The following is a 20,761-nucleotide window of genomic DNA, read 5'->3' on the forward strand; positions in this document are numbered from 1 at the left end:
TTGTGGCGGATCATAACGCCCATCAGAATGCGTTACTTCCGGTTACGCCACCTGCTCACAATCACACTAACGAGAACGCCAGCGATGACAGGAGCGGCAAGATCGTGCCAGAAAATAACGCTAAACTGCATTAGCGTCATACAGCCGCCTGTGGTTGCAATGGCAACGGTTCGCGGCTATCCTTGAATTGTTGAGAGACAAGATTAGCCCCCGTTATGTTGCCGGTTTACACCGAACAATGTGCGGGGGTTTTCTCTTTCCAGCAACAACGCCACCGGGGATCAAGCCCCCGCAACACTGCGCCTCACCGGATAATCCCGGCTTGCGGCGAATTCTACGTCGATGCGCGACGCAAATCATCCTGCCGTTCGTCAATCTGCGTAGCGTCTCGAATGCCTTTGCAAAGCCGCTTTACTGTTTCAATGCCCCATAGATCTGATCGACAATCCAGCCATAGGTGGCGACGGGCAGTTGCCCGCTGACGAACTGATTGGGGTTCGCTTTCGGGTTAGCCACCGGCGAGTGTGGGCGATTGCCGAGGATCACTATCGCCATATGATTAACCGGGTCGATCGCCGTCAGCGTACCGGTCCAGCCGGTATGGCCGTAAACCTGTTGGTTGCTTAAGCTGCCGAAAGTGGTGGTCATCGACGAATTGCCGTTTACCCGCCAGCCAAGGCCGAAGGTAGCATCCGCTTTTGAACTGCGGGTGAAATCGCCTACCGTTTTTGCGTCAAATAGCTTCACCTTTCCGTAACCGCCGCCGTTGAGCATCACCTGCATCAACACTGCCATATCATGGGTATTCGAAAATAATCCTGCGTGGCCGGAGACGCCGCCCATCGCATACCAGGCCTTCTCATCATGCACTTCCCCCCAGATTGTCTGAGTGCGGATATGCGGAAAATGGATAACGCCGTCACGGGTGTTACCGTTAAGTTCAGTAGCCGCTATCTGATTGCGGCTGAAGCCTTTTTGCAACGGATTAAATACCGTATGGGTTAACCTTAATGGACGGTAGATTGTCTGCTCAACATAGCTATCCAGCGGCATATCCGTCACGGATTCGATGATAAAACCGAGGATCATATAATCAACGTCGCTATAGACATGCTTTGTGCCCGGCGCATACTGCAACGGCGTGCGCTTAATCATCTCCAGCGTAGTGACTTTATCCTGGGAGTAGAGTTTTCCGGCAACCTGTGGATTAGGGTATTGCGGGTCGGCGGGAAATCCTGCGGTGTGGTGCAGAATATCGCTGATGCGCAGCGTGTACTTACCTTTAATCTTATCCTCTGGCCGGTCGGCAAAGCCGGGCAGGTAGGTGGCAACGCGGTCATCGATGCGGATTTTGCCTTCATAGACCAGTTTCTGCAGCGCAAAATTGGTGGCATACATTTTGGTATTCGAGGCGAGATCGTACAGCGTGGCGGTGGTGGCTCGAAGCGGTGAGGACATTAACGTGGAACCGTCGTACTTCTTCGCATCGCCAAATGCTTTTTGATAAACAATATGGTTGTCTTTAACGATCAGCAGATTGAGGCTGGGGTAACCCTGATTAATTTGATCCTGAATCCAGCTATCCAGCTTATCAAGCCGGGCGCGATCAAAGCCCACCGACTCCGGCGCAGCTTGGGTTAAAACGGGGTAATCGGCGGCAAAGCTGCTGGCGGAAAAGGCCAGCAGTGAAACCAGTAAAAAACGTCGTGTCATCATGCGTCCCTCATCATCGTTTGCCCGATGGTGCAACTCGCGACGCGCAAATACCAGTGCGAATCAGGAGGAATGCAGGAGGGATCGCATTGTCTGTCACCGCGTTACGCGTTCACCCATGCCAGCGTAAAACCATCCCAGCCTTTGATGCCGACGGTTTGTAGTGCCGTCGCCGTCAGGCGCGGGTCGTTACGCATCATCTCAATAAACCGGCGGACGCCCTGTACGCGCTCATCATCGCTGTCTGGATGGGTGACTTCGCCGTCGCGTACTACGTTATCACCGATAATCAGCGTACCGGGCCGTGAGTATTTCAGCGCCCATTGCAGGTAGTAGGGGTTATTCGGTTTATCGGCATCGATGAAAATCAGGTCGAACGGCGCGGCGTCCTCCAGCGTCGCTAATGTATCCAGCGCCGGGCCTTCACGCAGCGTAATGCGATCCTCCAGACCCGCCAGCGCGATATTTTCCCGCGCCACCCGCGCATGCAGCGGATCGGCCTCCAGAGTGATTAAACGCCCGCCAGGCGGCAGCTCGCGAGCCATCCAGATGGTGCTGTAAGCCCCAAGCGTGCCAATCTCAAGAATGGATTTCGCCCCCACCATACGGACAAACAGCGCCAGCAGCTGCCCCTGATTAGCGGCGACATCATGCGCGGGGAGACCCGCACGATGATTGTTTTCCAGCACCTGCGCCAATATGGCATCGGTGGGGACTAAATTTTCGATCAGATACTTATCAACCTCAGACCACTGCTTTTGCATTGTGACACCTTTAAGGTTTTGTCAGCCTGACACTGAAGACCAGCCGCCTCCAAGCGACCGGTAAAGATCGATTTGCGCCAGCAGCAGGTTGTTCTTTACCTGCACCGCGCTTAATTGCGTTGAAAACAGCGTGCGCTGGGCATCCAGCACATCAAGATACGAAGAGTAACCGTTGCGATAGCGGTTCTGCGCAATGCGCAGGGTTTCCTGGGCCACGCTTTCTTGCCCCTGGAGCTCTGCCAACTGCTCGCCGTAGCGAGTGATAGCGTCAAGACTATCATTCACCTCTTTAAAGGCGTTACGCACCGTTTTCTCATAGCCGTACAGCGCCTGATTGCGTTGAGCCATCGACACGTCAACCTGTGCATTCAATGCCTGACGGTTCAACAGCGGCGCCAGAATACTGCCGCCAAGGCTCCATAAGCGCAGCGGGTTATCGAGCAGGTCGGGCAGGGTGCGATCCTGGAGGGTACCGGTGGCGGTCAGGTTGATGGACGGCAGCAGCTGCGCTTTCGACGATGCCAGTGTGGCATCAGCCGCCAGCAGCTGACGCTGTGCCTGAACGATATCCGGTCGACGCTCCAGAAGCGTCGACGGTAGCTGAGAAGGCAAGGTTAGCGGCGTGAGCTGCGCAAACTCATGGCGAGCGACAGCGCCGGGATTATTGCCCAGCAATACGCTCAGCGCGTTCTCCTGCTGGGCAATCTGATGACGTAATACCGGAACCTGAGCGCGCGTGGCCCGCAGCTCGGAGTCCGCCTGCATGAGTTCGAGCCGCGAAGTATAACCGGTCTCAAACTGCCGTTTTGCCAGATGCCAGGCATCTTCGCGCGATTTCAGCGTCTGTTCGGTGACGCGCAGCTGCTGGTCCAGTGAAAGCAGAGTGACATAGCCGGAGGCGACGGCGGTCGCCACCGTCAGGTCAGCGGCGGCGGCCGCGGCTTTTTGCGCCTCCAGACTGGCCTGTGCGGCATCAGCGGCGCTGCGGTTTGCGCCCCACAGATCGACATCGTAACTTGCCGTCAGCCCTCCTTTATAGACGGTGCTGTGAATCGGCAGGCCAGTGGCGGCAGACTGTGCGCGAGAGCGGCTTCCGCTCAGGCTGGTATCCAGTGAGGGAAACAGGCTGCTGTCGGCGGCGTAAGCGCGGGCCTGATATTCGTTGACCCGCTCGCGGGCGATCAGCACGTCGCTGTTATGGCGCAGTGCCTGGTCGACGTATTGATTCAGCGCACTGTCGTGGAAGTTACGCCACCAGACGCCTTCCACGGTGCTGGTTGGGCCAATATCGGCGCGCCAGGCGGCAGGGATTGCCAGCGTAGGTTGCGCTTGCTGGACATCCACCGACTGGCAACCCACCAGGGCGAGCGCTAAAGCAAGGGCCTGAGGACGGATCATTTTTCCGCCTCCGCACGCGTATCAATGGTCACCTGTACCGACATCCCTGGGCGCAGGCGTTCAAGGTTTTTTTGCCCGTCGTCAACAGCGATACGTACCGGAATACGTTGAGCGATTTTGACGAAATTACCGGTGGCGTTGTCCGGCGAAATGGCGCTGAACTCGACGCCAGTGGCGGGCGAGATACTTTGTACGGTACCGCGGAATTTCTCGCTGTTCAGGGCGTCAACGCTAAACGTCGCTGGCTGGCCGACGCGGATGTTTGCCAACTGCGTTTCTTTCAGATTAGCAATGACCCAGTGCTGCGGGGGAACCAGCGGCGTCAGGTGCGTGCCCGCGGTAACGTATGCGCCTAAACGCACGGCAATCTGGCCGAGCTGCCCATCGGTGGGGGCGATAATGCGCGTGTTTTGCAGGTCAATTTCCGCCAGTTCCAGCGCCGCTTTGGCGTTGGCAACGTCCGCTTCCAGCGAGTCGCGGTTAACGATGGTGGACTGCAGATCCTGACGCGACATCTCCAGCGTGGCTTTCGCCTGTTCAATATCGGCAGTACCCTGCGCGGCGCTGGCGCGAGCGGAATCGCGCTCACGAACGGACAGCGAACCATCGGCGGTGAGTTCCTGCACGCGTTTTAAATCTGCCTGTGATTTTAGATTTTGCGCGCGCGCGTTTTGTAGCGCCGCTTCGTTGCGGACGATCACCGCCTCGGCGCTTTTCCGCTGCTGAAGATTGTTTTTTAACGCCGCCTCTTTCATGGCCAACTGAGCCTGCGCCTGATGTACGCGCTGTTTATAGATGCGATCGTCAATCTGAAACAGCACCTGACCTTTTTTCACCTGATTAAAATCCTGCACGTTAACGCCGGTGACATAACCGCTGACCTGCGGGCTGATAAAGGTGGTCAGGCCGCGTACATAGGCGTTATCGGTAAACTGGCTATGGCGGGTGAAGGGCGGCAACTGCCAGGCGTACAGCACAACCAGTACGCCGACCAGGCCGATAGCGGCGGCGGTAAAAATAGACACCACGCGGATGTTGTTTCGGGTGTTGGCCTGTTGCTGGGCTGCGTCCTGCTGACTCATGACGACTCCGGATCTCTCTTGTTGTTACTTGCTGCCCGTCGCGCGTTTCAGCGCAATATGAGCAGTGATTTTCAGTCTGCATAATCGCCAGAACACCCACAGCAGCGTCGCGGCGGAAATCGCGGCCGTCAGCATATAGGTGTCATTGTAGGCGAGGATATTGGCCTCCAGCGTCGAGAGGGTTTGCAGGACGCTGCTGGCCTGAACGTTGAGTAGCGCGCTATCGCCAATCTGGCTTTGGTACTGCTGTGCATACTGCTGCAAACGTTCATTAATCAGTGGGTTGAGGGTGGTTATCTGGTCGGCAAGCTGGCTGGAGTGGAATTTTTCACGCCAGGTCTGAAAAGTGCCGAGAATGGCGGAACCCAGCAGGCCGCCGACGTTCTGACTCATGCCAAACAGCACCGAGAAGCTCACCAGATTGCGCTGGTCGGCCACCACGCCGCCGATGCCCGCCAGCATTGCCGGAGCGAGGAAAAAGGCGCTGCCGAAGCCGAGCAGAAACTGGCTGAACATCAGTTGGTCAGGGCGCGTCAGGCTGTTGGATTGGCTGTCGAGCAGCGAGGCAATCATGATAAGGGTCAGCGCCGTGGCGGTGGGCCAGTACAGACGGCGCGGGTTTAGCGTCAGACAGCTGGCGATAATACCGCATACGATGCCGGCGAAAATCGCCCAGGCCAGATCGGTCATCTGCTCATTTTGCAGGCCGACATACTGCAGCCAGCCGATCACGCCGGTGTTTTGTTCCGCCAGAACAATACGGATTAACACCATAATCAACCCCAAACGCAGAATACTGCCGCTGGAAAGCCAACGGGTATTGAGCAGCGGGTTGCGACGGTTATGTTCAAACGTGACGGCGGCGACAATCAAGACGATCGCGGCGGCGAGTGACCAGCCAATCCACGGCGCTTCGAACCACCAGTCGAGACGGCCCAGCGAAAGTACGGCACAGATTAGCGCCATGCCCGGCGCCAGCAGCATGAAGGTGATAAAGTCTTTTTTCTCGAAGACTTTTTTGCGATCGCTTGGCGGCAACTTCAGTGCAATCACGCAGGCCAGCGAAATTAACGCCAGCCCCAGTTCGAAGAAATAAAGCCCGCGCCATTCGTCAATTTGCAGCAGTTCGGTGGAAAACAGGCGGGCGAGAGGAATGGCCAGCGACGACCCGGTAATTCCAATGGTTAGCGCCTTCAGGCGGTGTTTCGCCGGCCAGGCCTGAACCTGATAGTAGATACCGAGAGAACTGAGCGCGGCGGCCACCATGCCGTGGGCTGCGCGAACCATCAACGCGGAGCTGAGATCGTTGACGAACAGGTGAAAGAACGTCACCAGCACGTACAGAACGAGGAAACCTTCGGTAAACGCGCGCAGGCCATACTGTTGGCGGAACTTCACCAGCAGCAGGTTAATTGAGACGTTGGTCATCACGTATACCGCGGGCAGCCAGGCAATCTCCGTTGACCAGGCGGCGAAGGACCCTTGTAAATTCTGCAGGTTGGCGGTGACCACCGCGTTGCCAAGCGCGCCAGTCAGGCATACCAGTAGCCCAACAATACCGTAGGCGATGCGCTTTGGCGTGCTGTGGATGGGCGTTGATGGCGAGCCGAGGATGGCAGGTTTTTCGTGCGGTTCCCAGTCGTGGGGGGCGTAAGGGTCGCGACGTGGCGGAGCCATTATTTTTTCTCCACTTCACGTAGCAACTTCATCAGCACCTCGTAGGTCTGTTCCTGCTCCTGAGGCGTGATGACGGTCATTATCTCTTCGCGCAAGGTGTCGGCGACGTCTTTCACCTGATGATACAGCGCGATACCTTTCTCCGTTGCGACCAGCAGACGTTTGCGTTTATCGCGCTCGGTGATAACGCGTTCGACCAGCCCGAGACTGACCAACCGATTGATCAACGGCACCACGGTAGCGCCTTCTACGCCCAGTTCCTGCGCCAGTTCAGTTTGTGACAGCGGGCGTTCGTTACGCGCAATGCTGGCAACGGCAACCCAGGTTGCCTGGCTCATGCCTAACCCTTTCAGACGGCGGTCAACGGCAAGCCGCCAGTGGTGGGCGGTCAGGTAGAGAAGATGGGAGAAATTCAGCTGGCGGTTGTCCATGGCGTTTATTCAGAATCATTAGAGCTCTAATGATTCTAAGTTCGCTGTGAACCATAATTCAAGAGAATGTGAAAAATAATTGTTATTGGGTAGTGACTATTCGTGGATAACCCGGCCAGGCGCGGTGGCTCTGGCCGGGCTTCTGGTTTAGATCTGGCTGGCCTGCGCGTTAACCGAGGACGTATGACGCTTACTGCGGCTGGCGAAGAAAATGGCGGTCAGCGAGATAGCCACTGTGGCGGCCAGATACCACGCAACCGGCACCCAGTCACCGTTGTATTTTGCCAGCAGGCCGGTGGCGATCAGCGGGGCGGTGCCGCCAGCCAGCGCGGCGCCAATCTGATAGCCGAGCGTGATACCCGTGTAGCGGACGTTGGCGCTGAAAATTTCCGAACACAGCGTCCCCAGCACGGCGGTAATGGGCGACCACAGGATCCCAAAAGTGATCACCGTTGCCAGAATAATGCCCCAGGTGGTACCGGTGTTAAGCAGCATAAACCACGGGACGATAAACAGGCCCAGCAGTACGACGCTGATGGCATACATGCGTTGACGGCCAATTTTGTCAGACAGCAGGCCCATTAGCGGGATCATCACCGTCGACACCAGCGCCCCGAGCGTAACGGCTTCCAGCACCTGTGATTTTTGATAGGTCAGGGTGGTGGTGGCGTAGCTGACCACAAAGGTCGAGAAAATGTAGAACGGCGCGGTTTCCACCACCTTCAGCCCGGCCGCGATAATCACTTCACGCCAGTGATGGGTCAGGGTATCGCGCAGCGGCGCTTTTGCCACTTTGCCAGACTCTTTCACCTTTTTGAATTCCGGGGTTTCGTCGATATCTTTACGGATCCACAGGCCAATCAAGACCAGTACGGCGCTCATCAGGAACGGGATACGCCAGCCCCAGGAGAGGAACTGCTCTTCACTAAACATGGTCATCAGCGAGACGATGAACGTCGCCATCAGCATGCCGATGGTCACGCCCGCCTGCGGAATACTGCCAAAAAAGCCTTTGCGTTTTTCCGGCGCGTATTCGTAGGCCAGCAGCAGCGCGCCGCCCCATTCGCCGCCGATGCCCATACCCTGGATGATACGCATCAGAATCAACAGAATGGGCGCCCAGATACCGATCTGGTCATAGGTCGGCAGCAAACCGATCATCACGGTTGCACTTCCCATCAGCGACAGGGTCAAGACCAGCGTTTTTTTACGTCCGATACGGTCGCCAATGTGGGCAAAAATGACGCCGCCAATCGGACGAATGAAGAAGGTCAGCGAGAAGGAAAGGTAGGAGAGAATCAAGCCGATGACCGGATCAACCATCGGGAAAAATATCTTGTTGAACACCAATGCAGCAGCTGTGCCGTACAGAAAATAATCAAACCATTCAATGGAACTGCCCGTCAGGCTAGCAATCAAAACCCTTTTATTCTTTTTCAGGATCGTGGTGCTGCTTTCTTGTATTGTCATGAAGAATAACTCCCGCCACATTGGGTTAAAATCTGGTGCCACCTTTTTTACAAAGGGGTGCAACCTGGATTGTGAAAAAGGTTGTGTGTTTGTTAAGCAAATTAGATATGGGCGTTATCTTTGGCAAGCGCGGCGTTGAAATTTGTGAGTTAAAATGAGAGTCATTTTCATTTTTTGTGACTTAATAGTCGCTGTTTTACGGTTTTAAGTTCCAAATAAAAACATTTTTATAGTGTATTATTCAGGTGCAACCGCATTGTTTTTAGACGTTTCTGGTTATTTCATCTTTGTTACAAAATGGTTGAGCTGAGGGCGTTTTTATCCCGCAATTCACGGTAAAAGAAAGGAGCCGAGTTCACGATGAGTCTGTTACATCTGTCGGAAAACACGCTGGCTGCCGCCAATCTTCTCGGTAGTTGGCTGGCACAAAATGACTTTACTTCGTCACCGGACGCGCATGAGAGCCAGCTGGTGGTGATGGCGGGGAATGCGGTGATGCCAACCATTGATGCTGGCTGTCAGCTGGTCAGTCAATATGGCGGCGTGTTGTTGATTAGCGGTGGTGTTGGCCATTCAACGTCGTTTCTTTATGAGGCGATTGCCCGACATCCTCGCTATTGCAGTATTGAAACCCAGGGTCAGCCGGAAGCCGTGCTGCTGGCGGAAATTGCCTACCGTTTCTGGCAGATTCCGCGTGAGCGGATTGTGATTGAGGACCGCTCAACCAACTGTGGTGAGAATAGTTGGTTTACGCGTCGCATGATGGAACAACAGGGCATCACCGCCCCTTACGCCACGGTGATTCAGGACCCCACGATGCAGCGCCGTACCATGGCGACTTTCGCTCGCGTCTGGCAGGATGTTGGCGATGCACCGTGCTGGTTAAGCTATCCGGGCTTTACACCGGAATTAGTGAATTCGCCGAACGGCATTGCCTGGAAGCAACCCGCTGAAGGGTTATGGTCGGTAACGCGCTACCTGTCGCTGATCCTCGGTGAATTGCCGCGTTTGCGTGATGATGCACAAGGGTATGGGCCGCGGGGCAAAGATTTTATTGCCCATGTAGACATTCCAGCGGCGGTCGAGGAGGCCTGGCAGCAGATCAGCACCGATCCACAATTACAAGACGCGCTTGCCAGCCGTACCCTGGCTTGAACATCGTTTCCCGGCCAAGCGAATAGTGACGCCGGGACGACAAAGCGCTTAACGGAAACTCCACTGCATGCTCACCACGAAGATCGATGGCAGAATAATCCCGCTCTCAAGGCCAAAGTAGTCGGTAAAGTTATATTGCAGCCCATGATAAATGTACGGCGAGAACCCCACGCCGGTAATCTTCCTGGCCGTATGGTAAGCACCTTCATCCCCGCAGTGGCTGAATGCATCGAAAAAGAACTCGCCGGTGTAGGCGTATATGCCTTTGAATGTCCACCCTTTGTTATGATTACTGCCCTGCAGCCAGTCACGACGCACGCCTAGCGTCAGGCAACGATCGGCAAAGCTGTTTTTCATTGTCCCAATGAGCAGGCTGTATTTTGATTCCGCAGAGAATTTCCGTTCAACGGAAAAGAAATCGTTGTTGAATTTCTCATTATATTGGCCGTGATTACCGGTCATATGGTAGACAAACGAGCCTGTGTTCACGGAGTACAGGTTTAGCTCACTGGAATAGCTCGACGCTGCTGGAACCACTGTCGCTATAAATACCAGCGCGTTGGGCATTTTACGCATGATAAAACTCTGGAAAGCTTAAAAAAGAAAATAATGCTCTCCATCATACGTTTTACACGATAAACAAAGACTCAACCGTCGCGGAACGTCGATTCATGATAGCCGTTCCGCGTGCTCCAGGCGCCGCCTTATCCGGCTGGATTCTGGGACTTTGCCGGAATTGGGCGGCTATACGACACCCGACTTCAGCTTACGCTTTGCCTAAGGGTGATCTTTTTCTCGTGTTCAAGTAACCAGGCTTTGCGCGCGATGCCGCCACCGTAGCCAGTCATTGAACCATCTTTGCCGATGACCCGATGGCAGGGAATGACGATAGCGATACGGTTCGCGCCGTTGGCAGCCGCTACCGCACGGGCGGCTGTGGGTTTGTGCAGGCTTTCCGCCAGGGCCTGATAGTGGGTTGTTTCTCCGCACGGCAACTGGCGTAGTGCAGCCCAGACGCTGCGCTGGAAATCGCTGCCGGGGCTATCCAGCGACAGCGAGAACTGCTGGCGCTGACCGGCAAAATACTCGCCAATTTCGCGCTCGGCCTGTTGAGTATGGGCATTTTGTCCAGCCATGATGCGTGCGCGTAACAGCCGTTGCAGATCGCTGAATTCGCTCTCCAGCATGCGGCGATCGACAAATTCCAGCAGGCAGACGCCGCGTTCGGTCGCGCAGACAAACATTGGGCCGAGCGGGGTGGTAAAACGGTGAATCAGCACGCTCTGCGGCTGCCCGGCGGGTGAGCGCCCGGTCAGTTTCTTGCAGGTATAGCCAAAGCCACTTAACGACTCATAGCCGTTATCGAATGCGACATCGGTCGTGCGGCGTCCTCCTTTTAACTCTTGCAGAGCAACATTCACCCGCTGCATGCGTTGAAACGCCTGAAAGGTGATGCCGTGATGCTGCAAGAACCAACGTCGAATGCGCTCGGGGCTAAGGTTATGTTCCCGCAGTTGACTGTCGCTAACGCGGGCTTTTGGCGTGAGCCGAACCAGTGCTAGCGCCTGTTCAATAAAGGGTGGGGCGCTGAAGGCGTTTTCCGTAGGACGGCAGACTTTGCAGGGACGATAACCGGCGTCCAGAGCCGATTTGAAATTGCTGTAAAACTCGACATTTTCACGCTTTGGCTTGCGTGCCCGACACACGGAGATGCAAAACACGCCGGTGGTCTTCACGCCAACGAAAAATACCCCGGTATATTCCGACGCGCGGGCCAGGAGGGCTCCGTACCAGGTATCGCACTGCGCGCTATCGGTGATTTTCATCGCAAAAAACTCCGGCAAATGACTGCTGCTGGTGGAGAGTTAACAGTAAAGTGTTTAGCGTACCTTGTATTGCACAATGTACGGCATTGCCCATCGAAATACGACGCACGCCCATTTTTCCCAGCGTGGCGAAGTCGGCAAGTCCTAGCACGCACATGACGTTGAGCGGCAACGAGGTATGTTGTACCAACGCCGCGATATCTTGTACATCGCTGACACAAGGGACAAACAGGCCGTCAGCGCCGCCAGTTTCATAACAGCTTATGCGTGACAGTGTCACGCTTAATGCATCGGGAAGATTCAATAGAAAGGCATCGGTACGCGCGTTGATAAACAGTGGGCAACCCTTGACTGATAATCCAGAGCGTACGGCGCTGAGGCGTTGGCTGAAAACCTCTGGGTTGTCCAGGGTGCGAACGCCTTTGATGATCCGACTATCTTCCAGATTCACACCGACCACGCCGAGCGCCGCGAGCTGGCATAAATGAGCGACAATATCCTCCGGATTATCGGCGTAGCCTGCTTCCATATCGACGCTCAACGGTAATGAGCTGACCGCGCGAATGCGGCGGACGATATAGAGCAGCTCATCAAACGCCATTCCTTCGCCGTCGGCGTAGCCCAACATATTCGCAATGGCGGCACTGGACGTGCCAAGGGCCTGGAATCCCGCCTGCTGTGCGGCAATGGCGCTTGGTGCATCCCAGACGTTGGCGATAACTAACGGTTTTTCTTGATAATGCAATGCTGTGAAATCCATGATTTTTACCGGTTGTGTGTGTCTGCCGAGTGTGCCGCGACGGCAACGTGGCCCACAACCGAAAATTGGACGAGCATTTTTTGAAAGAAACGGCGGGCGCAGATGCCCGCCGAAGGCATTACATTTTGGCGAATTTTTCCAGCACGCGAATCAGTTGGGTGACAAAACCGTACTCGTTATCGTACCAGGAGACGGTTTTCACCAGTTGCAGCCCACCGGCATCGGTGACTTCTGTCTGAGTGGCATCAAACACCGAACCGAAATGGGTGCCAATGATATCGGATGAGACAATCTCTTCCTCGGTGTAGCCAAAGGATTCGTTGTTTTCGGCGGCTTTTTTCATCACCTGGTTGACTTCATCGGCAGTGACTTTTTTACCGAGAATGGAGACCAGTTCGGTCACCGAGCCGGTTTTTGTCGGTACGCGCTGGGCGTGACCTTTCAGCTTACCGCTCAGCGCAGGAATCACCAGGCCAATCGCTTTCGCCGCGCCGGTCGTATGCGGAATGATGTTTTCAGCGGCCGCGCGTGACGCGCGCAGATCTTTACCGCGCGGACCATCGACCAGCGACTGGGTGCCGGTATAGGCGTGGATGGTGGTCATCGTCCCCACTTCAATCCCGAAAGCGTCGTTGAGCGCTTTAGCCATCGGCGCCAGGCAGTTGGTGGTGCAAGAAGCAACGGAGATGATCTTGTCACTGGCATTCAACGTATCGTCGTTGACGTTAAACACCAGCGTTTTCATCTCACCGGCCGGCGCGGAGACCAGCACTTTTTTAGCCCCGGCGTCCAGGTGGGCCTGGGATTTTTCCGTCGAGGTGTAGAAGCCGGTACACTCCACGATGAGTTCGGCGCCCTGTGCGGTCCATGGGATATTCTTTGCTTCCTTTTCAGCATAAACGGTAATGGTTTTACCGTTGACAATCAGCGCATTGTCGGTGAAATCAACGCTCCACGGGAAGGGGCCATAGTTGGAGTCGTGCTTCAGGAGATAAGCCAGCACTTTTGGCGACGTGAGGTCGTTAATCGCGACCACTTCATGACTGCTGGATACTTCCAGTAAGCGGCGTAGAACCAGACGGCCGATGCGCCCAAACCCGTTAATGCCAATTTTACTCATGGTGTTCTCCTGTCAATGATGGGGTGTCAGCCCAATACGTGTACTTGAAACCGCTGATAGATAAGTGTGGATTATATGTTTCACCTGTCCAGGCTTAGCTCAGTCATCGGAGAAGGGCAATGTCATTTTGCGCGGTTAATTTGTATCGATATGAAAAAGTTAATGAATTTTTAAGGAAACGCGGCTATTTTGCTTTTTATATTACTTTTCAGAGTGTCCCGGCGATGAACGATAAATATTCCCGCTTACAAATTGCGATCCACTGGCTGGTTTTTCTGCTGGTGGTGGTGGCCTACGCGGCGATGGAACTGCGCGGACTGTTTCCGCGCAGCGACCGCCCGATGATCAATATGGTGCATGTTTCCTGCGGTATCAGCATTCTGGTGCTGATGGTGGCGCGTCTGCTGATCCGCCTGAAGCGCCCGGCGCCGCCGATTGTGCCGAAACCCAAGCCGATGATGACCGGTCTGGCGCACCTTGGGCATCTGGCTATCTATCTGCTGTTTATCGCTTTGCCGCTGATCGGCCTGGTGATGATGTACAACCGTGGTAACCCGTGGCTGGCGTTTGGTCTCACCATGCCGCACGCCGCCGAAGCCAATTTCGACCTGGTGGATACGCTCAAGCAGTACCATGTTTTCCTGGCTAATCTGGGCTACTGGCTGATTGGTCTGCACGCGCTGGCCGCACTGGCGCATCACTATCTCTGGAAGGACAACACGCTGCTGCGCATGATGCCGCGTAAGCGTTAAGAAGGCTTTAAACTCCCTGGGCTTCGCGTTACCATACGCCATCAATTTTGTTACGTATGCGTAGGGAGAACGGGGTGTTCGCAGATTTTGGCGTGCTGAATTACTGGACGTATTTACTCGGGGCCATTTTTATTATTCTGGTTCCGGGGCCAAATACCTTTTTCGTCCTGAAAACCGGCGTCGCACACGGTATCCGTAAAGGATACATGGCCGCGCTGGCAGTGTTTATCGGCGATGCCGTGCTGATGTTCCTCTCCTTTGCCGGCGTCGCCACGCTGATAAAAACGACGCCAGTGTTGTTTAACATCGTGCGTTATCTGGGCGCTATTTATCTGCTTTATCTTGGCGGCAAGATGCTTTACAGCACGCTCAAGCGCAAAACGGCGGGGCAGGATGACGAGCCTGAGCCGGGGCACGCTATCTTCAAACGCGCGTTGACCTTAAGCCTGACAAACCCGAAAGCGATTCTGTTCTATGTTTCGTTTTTTGTGCAGTTTATTGATGTGCACGCTAAAACACCGGGTCTGGCGTTCTTTATCCTCGCGCTGACGCTGGAGTTGGTCAGCTTTACCTACCTGAGCTTCCTGATTGTTTCCGGTTCGCTGGTTACCCGCTATGTCAAAACCCGTAAAAAGCTGGCAAAAATTGGCAACAGCCTGATCGGCCTGGTGTTTGTCGGTTTTGCCGCGCGTCTGGCGACCTTGCAGTCCTGAGTTATCAATGCCGGAGAAGGCGGTAACCGCCGTCCGGCAATTCCCTCCCGCTTTTCGCAAATCCTGCGCAATCATTTTACAATTTCTTAAAACAACTGATAGTATACCCCCCTATATCACCGGAGGGCCTATGCCGCATTCACCTGAAGACAAAAAACGCGCATTAACCCGGGTTCGCCGCATTAAAGGGCAGGTTGAGGCGCTGGAGCGCGCGCTGGAGTCCGGCGATTCCTGCCTGACTATCCTGCAACAGATTGCTTCTATTCGCGGGGCCGCCAACGGCCTGATGGGCGAAATGGTCGAAATGCATCTCAAAGACGAACTGGTAAGCGGAGACACTACGCCGGATCAGCGTGCAGTACGCATGACGGAAGTAGGTCATCTGCTACGATCCTATTTAAAATAATCATCACAACGGAAGAGACAGCTATGAAATCACGTGCTGCAGTTGCGTTTGGCCCAGGTCAGCCGCTGAAAATTGTTGAAATTGACGTCGCGCCGCCAAAGAAAGGCGAAGTGCTGGTCAAAATCACCCACACCGGCGTTTGCCATACCGATGCGTTCACGCTGTCTGGCGATGACCCGGAAGGCGTTTTCCCGGCGGTGCTGGGCCATGAAGGTGGCGGCGTGGTGGTTGAAGTCGGTGAAGGCGTCACCAGCCTGAAGCCGGGCGACCATGTTATTCCGCTATATACCGCCGAATGCGGTGAGTGTAAGTTCTGTAAATCCGGTAAAACCAACCTGTGCCAGGCCGTTCGTGCCACCCAGGGCAAGGGCCTGATGCCGGACGGTACCACGCGTTTCTCTTATAACGGCGAGCCGATTTACCACTACATGGGCACCAGCACCTTCAGCGAATACACCGTGGTGGCTGAAATTTCACTGGCGAAAGTGAACCCGCAGGCGCCGCTGGACAAAGTTTGTCTGCTGGGCTGCGGCGTGACCACCGGTATTGGCGCAGTGCACAACACGGCGAAGGTGAAAGAAGGTGATACCGTGGCGGTCTTTGGTCTTGGTGGCATCGGTCTGGCGGTGATCCAGGGCGCGGTACAAGCGAAGGCGGGGCGTATTCTGGCGGTTGATACAAACCCTGAGAAATTTACGCTGGCGGCAGAAATGGGCGCGACCGACTTTATCAACCCGAAAGACTACGATAAGCCCATTCAGGATGTGATCGTCGAAATGACCGACGGTGGCGTGGACTTCAGCTTTGAATGTATCGGCAACGTCAACGTGATGCGTTCCGCGCTCGAATGCTGCCATAAAGGCTGGGGTGAAAGCATCATCATCGGCGTCGCCGGTGCGGGTCAGGAAATCAAAACTCGCCCGTTCCAACTGGTGACCGGCCGTGTATGGCGCGGTTCGGCGTTTGGCGGCGTGAAGGGCCGTACTCAGCTTCCTGGCATGGTAGAGGACGCGATGGCGGGCAAAATTCAGCTTGATCCCTTCATCACTCATCGTCTGCCGCTGGAGCAGATTAACGAAGCGTTCGATCTGATGCATGAAGGCAAATCTATCCGCACCGTGATTCATTTCGGCGATAAATAACGCCCACCTCCCGGTGGGAGTTGTCCCGCCGGGAATATGAAGTGTGACCCGCCTTACGTTTTACATCTTTCCTGATAAGAAATTAGCGGCAATGGCCGATGACTCTGGTACTTACCTCAAGTACAAGAGAGTCAACTCATGGATAAAAAGGCTGCGCCGGTCCGTGCGCAAAAGATCGGTTTCTTACACCACATCCGCCTGGTACCTTTTTTTGGTTCCGTTTTTGGCGGCATTCTGCTGCTTTTTGCCCTGAGCTCGGGGCTGGCTGGCTACTTTATGTGGAAAGCCGATATTGACCAACGTGATGTCACCCATGAGTTACAGGTACGGGTGGGGCTATCCGACAGCGCTAACTATCTGCGCGAAGCACGTCTGATGATGATTCATGCTGGAGCGGACAGCCGTATTGCGGAAATGGACAGCATGAAGAAAAACCTCGCGGCGGCAGCGCACTGGATTCAGCGCTCGCAGGATGGATTTAAGGTTTACACCGACAGAAACGTGAAAACACCGGCAGACCAGGCGTTGGATGGTGAAATGAATCAACGCTATACCGCCTACCTGGAAGGGATGAAACCGATGCTGAAATATGCCCAGAACGGCATGTTTGAAGCGATCATCAACTACGAAAGTGAGCAAGCCCGTGCGCTGGATGACGCCTACAACGAGGTACGATTGAAAGTTATCGATATCCGTACCGCTCGCGCCAATCAATTAGCTGAGATGGCTCACGATCGTACCCGCCTCGGCGTCATCTTTATGATTGGGGCCTTCGTACTGGCTCTCATCATGACGCTACTGACCTTTACCACATTACGCCGCGTGGTTATTCTGCCATTGCAGCGTGCCGGCGTACGTATCGCGCAGATTGCCAGCGGCGACCTGACCATGGCGGATGAACCGGTAGGGCGCAGCGAAATCGGCCAGCTCAATGGTAACCTGCAAAAAATGCAGCATGCGCTGGTGCAGACGGTGGGCACGGTGCGTCAGGGGGCCGAAGAGATCTACCGTGGCACCAGCGAAATTTCAGTCGGTAACACCGATCTCTCTTCCCGTACTGAACAGCAGGCCGCGGCCATTGAACAGACGGCGGCCAGTATGGAACAGCTGACCGCAACGGTGAAACAAAACGCCGATAATGCGCATCATGCCAGCAAGCTGGCGGAAGACGCTTCGGGTAAAGCGTCGCGCGGCGGTCAGTTGGTGTCCGGCGTGGTGGCGACCATGGGCAGTATCTCAACCAGCTCGAAGAAAATTTCGGAAATTACGTCGGTCATCAACAGTATTGCCTTCCAGACCAATATTCTCGCCCTGAATGCCGCGGTCGAAGCGGCGCGCGCGGGCGAGCAGGGCCGCGGGTTTGCGGTGGTGGCCAGTGAAGTGCGCACGCTGGCAAGCCGCAGCGCTCAGGCGGCAAAAGAGATTGAAGGGCTAATTAGCGAGTCTGTCACTTTAATTGAACGCGGCTCAGACGAAGTCGTGCGGGCTGGTTCGACGATGACCGATATTGTGGATGCGGTAAAACGCGTGACCGATATTATGCTGGAGATTGCGGCGGCCTCCGATGAGCAAAACCGTGGTATTCAGCAGGTGAGCCAGGCGGTGACTGAGATGGATAATGTCACTCAGCAAAACGCCTCGTTGGTAGAGGAAGCCTCAGCCGCGGCGGCTTCGCTGGAAGAGCAAGCGGCACGCCTTACCGAAGCCGTCGGGGCGTTCCGTATCCAGCGTAGTGAAAAACATGGGCATGAAAAGTCCAGCGCCAAACCGGCGTTTACGCCGACACGTCCGGCGGTGGCCACTGCGGGTGCGGATAACTGGGAAACGTTCTGATAAACAGAAAAAACCCGTAGCCAAGGGGGCTACGGGGAAGAGGATTACTGCGAATCCGGCAGGGCGTAAGCGATGATGTAGTCACCGCGATCCGGCGACTGGCGTGCGCCTCCGGCGTTAATCACGATGTACTGCTTACCGGTTTTTGGCGAAACATAGGTCATTGGGCCAGACTGGCTGCCGACCGGCAGACGGTCTTTCCAGACCTCTTTCCCGGTTGCGGTGTCAAATGCACGCAGGTAGAAGTCCTGGGTGCCCGCAAAGAACAACAGACCCGATTGCGTTGACAGCGATGCGCCAAGTGTCGGCATGCCGATCGGAATCGGCATATGCATGCGGATACCCAGCGGACCAGTGTCTTCTACGGTGCCAACCGGTACTTGCCACACGATCTTACCGGACTTCAGATCCACTGCCGACATGGTGCCAAACGGCGGTTTCTGACAGGGGATACCCAATGGTGACAAGAAGCGTTCGCGCATCGCGCCGTAGGGGGTACCTTCCATCGGCACGATTCCCATCTCGATACCACTGGCGCCTTTCGCCACGTTTTCACGCGGCACCATATAGTTAGCCAGGCCCAGGCGCATATCGTTAACGAACATCAGGCTATTGTTCGGATCAACCGACACGCTGCCCCAGTTCATACCGCCCAGTGACCCCGGATATTGCAGGGAACGGTCGACGCCCGGCGGGGTGAAAATCCCCTGATGGCGCATTTCTTTAAACTGAATACGGCATAGCAGCAAGTCCACCGGGGTTGCGCCCCACATATCGGACTCTTTCAACTGCTCGTTGCCGATCATCGGCATGCCGACGGAGTAAGGCTGCGTTGGAGAATAGCGCTCGCCATGCACGTTGCCCGCCGGAACCGGGCGCTCTTCAACTTTGGCGACCGGCTCGCCGGTTTCGCGATTGAGCATGAAGATCATGCCTTGCTTGCTGGTTTGTACCAGTACCGGCGTGGTGCTGCCTTTACCGTCTGGCAGATCGTACAGCAGCGGTTGCGAAGGCAGGTCGAAGTCCCACAGGTCGTGGTGTGTGGTTTGATAGTGCCAGCGGACTTTACCGGTTGTAGCGTCAACTGCGACGATGGAGGAACTGTATTTATCGTCCAGCGCGGTACGTTCACCGGCCCAGAAATCCGGAGTGGCGTTACCGGTTGGCAGATAAATGAGATTCAGTTTCGCGTCATAGGACATCGCAGACCAGACGTTCGGCGTACCGCGGGTGTAGGTCTGGCCTTCCGGCGGCAGGCCCGTCAGATTCGGGTTACCTGGATCCCAGGCCCAGGCCAGCTTGCCGCTACGTACGTCGTACGCGCGAACCACGCCCGGCGGTTCATCGGTAGAGAAGTTATCCGCGACTCGGCCACCCACCACCACCACATTACCCGCGACCAGCGGTGTGGATGTTTGCTGATAGTAACCCGGTTTGACTTCGCCCATACCGACGCTCAGGTCCACAATACCGTGGTTGCCAAAGTCTTCGCACAGCTTGCCGTTATCGGCGTTGATGGCGATCAGGCGCGCATCGGTGGTTGGCAGGAACAGGCGGCGCGGACAGGCGGCTGGCTGCGCTGTGCTCTGCGGCGCGTTCAGCACCTGCGTATCTTCAAAGTAGCCCAGACCACGGCAGCGTTGCCAGTTCGGCGCGGTGGCTTTCGAATCATAGCGCCACTTCTCTTTACCGGTATCGACATCCAGCGCCAGTACTTTGCTATACGGTGTACAGACAAACAGGGTATCGCCTACCTGCAACGGCGTGTTCTGATCTTCCGCACCTGAACCATTGCTCAACGGGATATCACCGGTGTGGGCAGTCCAGGCCACCTGCAGTTTATTGATGTTCTGCTTGTTAATCTGATCCAGGGCAGCAAAACGGTCACCATGGGTGGTATTACCCCAATGTTCCCAGTTTTTCTGCTCTTCACCGGCGGCTACCGGTTTAACCGGCACCGCTTCGGTAGCAGAAACCAGCGTTTGTGGCTTGAACATACCACCAATGCTTGCCAGCAGCGCGACAGCAATGACCGCCGCAAGGGCAAACGGCAGGCCTTTTTTAGCTGGCTGGGCGGTAGACATAAACGGCCAGACCAGCGCACAGAGGAAAGCCAGCACGCCAAAGGCAAACAGACGTGAGAAAAGCGGCCAGAAATCCCAGCCTGCATCGCTGATGGACCAAACGATCGCGACGATAAAGGCCAGCGCGTACAGCACAATGCCGCCGCGGCGATGACGAGCGATCAGGATGGCGCTGACCACCATCACCAGCCCCATCAGGGCAAAGAACCAGGTGCCGCCCACGGAGGCAAGTTTTGCCCCCAGGGCACCAATCGCCAGACCGATGAGCGCCATCAGCCCGATAAGAAGCCACTGCAAGATTCGGGGGAATCCTCGCGGCACGTTGCCAGTAGCCATACTGTTCTCCTTTCGACAGCATAAAATGCACGCGACTGAACCAAGTGCAACAATGGTGTCGCTATGTTGTTTTGAATGAAGCTATGAATTATTTCAAAT

Annotated in this window: 19 protein-coding genes; 6 read left to right on the top strand and 13 right to left on the bottom strand. The window is 55.5% G+C overall.

What is annotated here, in order from left to right:
* Positions 1–32: 32 nt before the first annotated feature.
* The 8 genes from NNN71_RS07520 to NNN71_RS07555 form a co-directional block, all read right to left on the bottom strand.
* A complete protein-coding gene (locus tag NNN71_RS07520) occupies positions 33–140 on the bottom strand; it encodes a type I toxin-antitoxin system toxin Ldr family protein (RefSeq protein ID WP_163446480.1) in 108 nt (35 codons plus the stop codon).
* 271 nt (positions 141–411) lie between these two features.
* On the bottom strand, positions 412–1,713 hold the full coding sequence (pbp4b, locus tag NNN71_RS07525) for a penicillin binding protein PBP4B (protein WP_271458224.1): 1,302 nt from the start codon (positions 1,711–1,713) through the stop codon (positions 412–414).
* Between the two features lie 104 nt (positions 1,714–1,817).
* On the bottom strand, positions 1,818–2,477 hold the full coding sequence (locus tag NNN71_RS07530; RefSeq protein ID WP_271458216.1) for an O-methyltransferase: 660 nt from the start codon (positions 2,475–2,477) through the stop codon (positions 1,818–1,820).
* Between the two features lie 21 nt (positions 2,478–2,498).
* Positions 2,499–3,875: an efflux transporter outer membrane subunit gene (locus NNN71_RS07535; protein WP_271458217.1), complete on the bottom strand. Its 1,377-nt coding sequence runs from the start codon at positions 3,873–3,875 to the stop codon at positions 2,499–2,501.
* Positions 3,872–4,957, bottom strand: coding sequence for an HlyD family secretion protein (locus tag NNN71_RS07540; RefSeq protein WP_163446477.1), 1,086 nt, complete (start codon positions 4,955–4,957; stop codon positions 3,872–3,874). Before NNN71_RS07540 ends, NNN71_RS07535 begins: the two co-directional genes overlap by 4 nt.
* A 24-nt stretch (positions 4,958–4,981) precedes the next feature.
* Positions 4,982–6,634, bottom strand: coding sequence for an MFS transporter (locus NNN71_RS07545; RefSeq protein WP_163446476.1), 1,653 nt, complete (start codon positions 6,632–6,634; stop codon positions 4,982–4,984).
* Positions 6,634–7,065 carry a MarR family winged helix-turn-helix transcriptional regulator gene (locus NNN71_RS07550; RefSeq protein WP_163446475.1) on the bottom strand — a complete coding sequence of 144 codons (432 nt, stop codon included), beginning with the start codon at positions 7,063–7,065 and terminating at the stop codon, positions 6,634–6,636. Before NNN71_RS07550 ends, NNN71_RS07545 begins: the two co-directional genes overlap by 1 nt.
* Positions 7,066–7,212: 147 nt before the next feature.
* Positions 7,213–8,535 (bottom strand): MFS transporter, encoded by a 1,323-nt coding sequence (locus NNN71_RS07555; RefSeq protein WP_167575744.1) that lies wholly within the window; start codon positions 8,533–8,535, stop codon positions 7,213–7,215.
* 360 nt (positions 8,536–8,895) lie between these two features.
* Between NNN71_RS07555 and NNN71_RS07560 the strand changes: the two genes are divergently transcribed.
* On the top strand, positions 8,896–9,690 hold the full coding sequence (locus NNN71_RS07560; RefSeq protein ID WP_271458218.1) for a YdcF family protein: 795 nt from the start codon (positions 8,896–8,898) through the stop codon (positions 9,688–9,690).
* A gap of 48 nt (positions 9,691–9,738) precedes the next feature.
* On the opposite strand, the gene NNN71_RS07565 is transcribed toward NNN71_RS07560, so the two are convergent.
* The 4 genes from NNN71_RS07565 to gap all read right to left on the bottom strand — a co-directional run bounded on the left by NNN71_RS07565 (position 9,739) and on the right by gap (position 13,396).
* Complete coding sequence (locus tag NNN71_RS07565) at positions 9,739–10,257, bottom strand: hypothetical protein (protein ID WP_411908126.1); 519 nt, start codon at positions 10,255–10,257, stop codon at positions 9,739–9,741.
* Positions 10,258–10,451: 194 nt separating this feature from the next.
* Complete coding sequence (locus NNN71_RS07570; RefSeq protein ID WP_271458219.1) at positions 10,452–11,516, bottom strand: bifunctional transcriptional activator/DNA repair enzyme AdaA; 1,065 nt, start codon at positions 11,514–11,516, stop codon at positions 10,452–10,454.
* Positions 11,500–12,276, bottom strand: coding sequence for an isocitrate lyase/PEP mutase family protein (locus NNN71_RS07575; RefSeq protein WP_271458220.1), 777 nt, complete (start codon positions 12,274–12,276; stop codon positions 11,500–11,502). The genes NNN71_RS07570 and NNN71_RS07575 overlap by 17 nt, the downstream gene beginning before the upstream one ends.
* 118 nt (positions 12,277–12,394) lie before the next feature.
* Positions 12,395–13,396 (bottom strand): type I glyceraldehyde-3-phosphate dehydrogenase, encoded by a 1,002-nt coding sequence (gap, locus tag NNN71_RS07580; RefSeq protein WP_271458221.1) that lies wholly within the window; start codon positions 13,394–13,396, stop codon positions 12,395–12,397.
* A 224-nt stretch (positions 13,397–13,620) separates the two neighbouring features.
* Here gap and cybB point away from each other — a divergent pair, with 224 nt between their 5' ends.
* The 5 genes from cybB to NNN71_RS07605 all read left to right on the top strand — a co-directional run bounded on the left by cybB (position 13,621) and on the right by NNN71_RS07605 (position 18,242).
* Complete coding sequence (cybB, locus tag NNN71_RS07585; protein WP_163446469.1) at positions 13,621–14,148, top strand: cytochrome b561; 528 nt, start codon at positions 13,621–13,623, stop codon at positions 14,146–14,148.
* 74 nt (positions 14,149–14,222) lie between these two features.
* Positions 14,223–14,861, top strand: a complete 639-nt coding sequence (gene leuE, locus NNN71_RS07590; protein ID WP_065357142.1) for a leucine efflux protein LeuE — start codon at positions 14,223–14,225, stop codon at positions 14,859–14,861.
* A 130-nt stretch (positions 14,862–14,991) separates the two neighbouring features.
* Positions 14,992–15,267 (top strand): metal/formaldehyde-sensitive transcriptional repressor, encoded by a 276-nt coding sequence (locus NNN71_RS07595; RefSeq protein ID WP_163446466.1) that lies wholly within the window; start codon positions 14,992–14,994, stop codon positions 15,265–15,267.
* A 23-nt stretch (positions 15,268–15,290) separates the two neighbouring features.
* The gene (locus tag NNN71_RS07600) at positions 15,291–16,409 is read left to right on the top strand and encodes an S-(hydroxymethyl)glutathione dehydrogenase/class III alcohol dehydrogenase (RefSeq protein ID WP_163446465.1); all 1,119 of its coding nucleotides are present in this window, start codon (positions 15,291–15,293) and stop codon (positions 16,407–16,409) included.
* Positions 16,410–16,547: 138 nt separating this feature from the next.
* Positions 16,548–18,242 (top strand): methyl-accepting chemotaxis protein, encoded by a 1,695-nt coding sequence (locus NNN71_RS07605; RefSeq protein WP_271458222.1) that lies wholly within the window; start codon positions 16,548–16,550, stop codon positions 18,240–18,242.
* Positions 18,243–18,286: 44 nt separating this feature from the next.
* On the opposite strand, the gene NNN71_RS07610 is transcribed toward NNN71_RS07605, so the two are convergent.
* Positions 18,287–20,662, bottom strand: coding sequence for a membrane-bound PQQ-dependent dehydrogenase, glucose/quinate/shikimate family (locus tag NNN71_RS07610; RefSeq protein ID WP_271458223.1), 2,376 nt, complete (start codon positions 20,660–20,662; stop codon positions 18,287–18,289).
* Positions 20,663–20,761 lie beyond the last annotated feature (99 nt).

It is taken from the genome of Kluyvera sp. Awk 3, from assembly GCF_028069715.1.
Taxonomy (GTDB): domain Bacteria; phylum Pseudomonadota; class Gammaproteobacteria; order Enterobacterales; family Enterobacteriaceae; genus Kluyvera; species Kluyvera georgiana_A.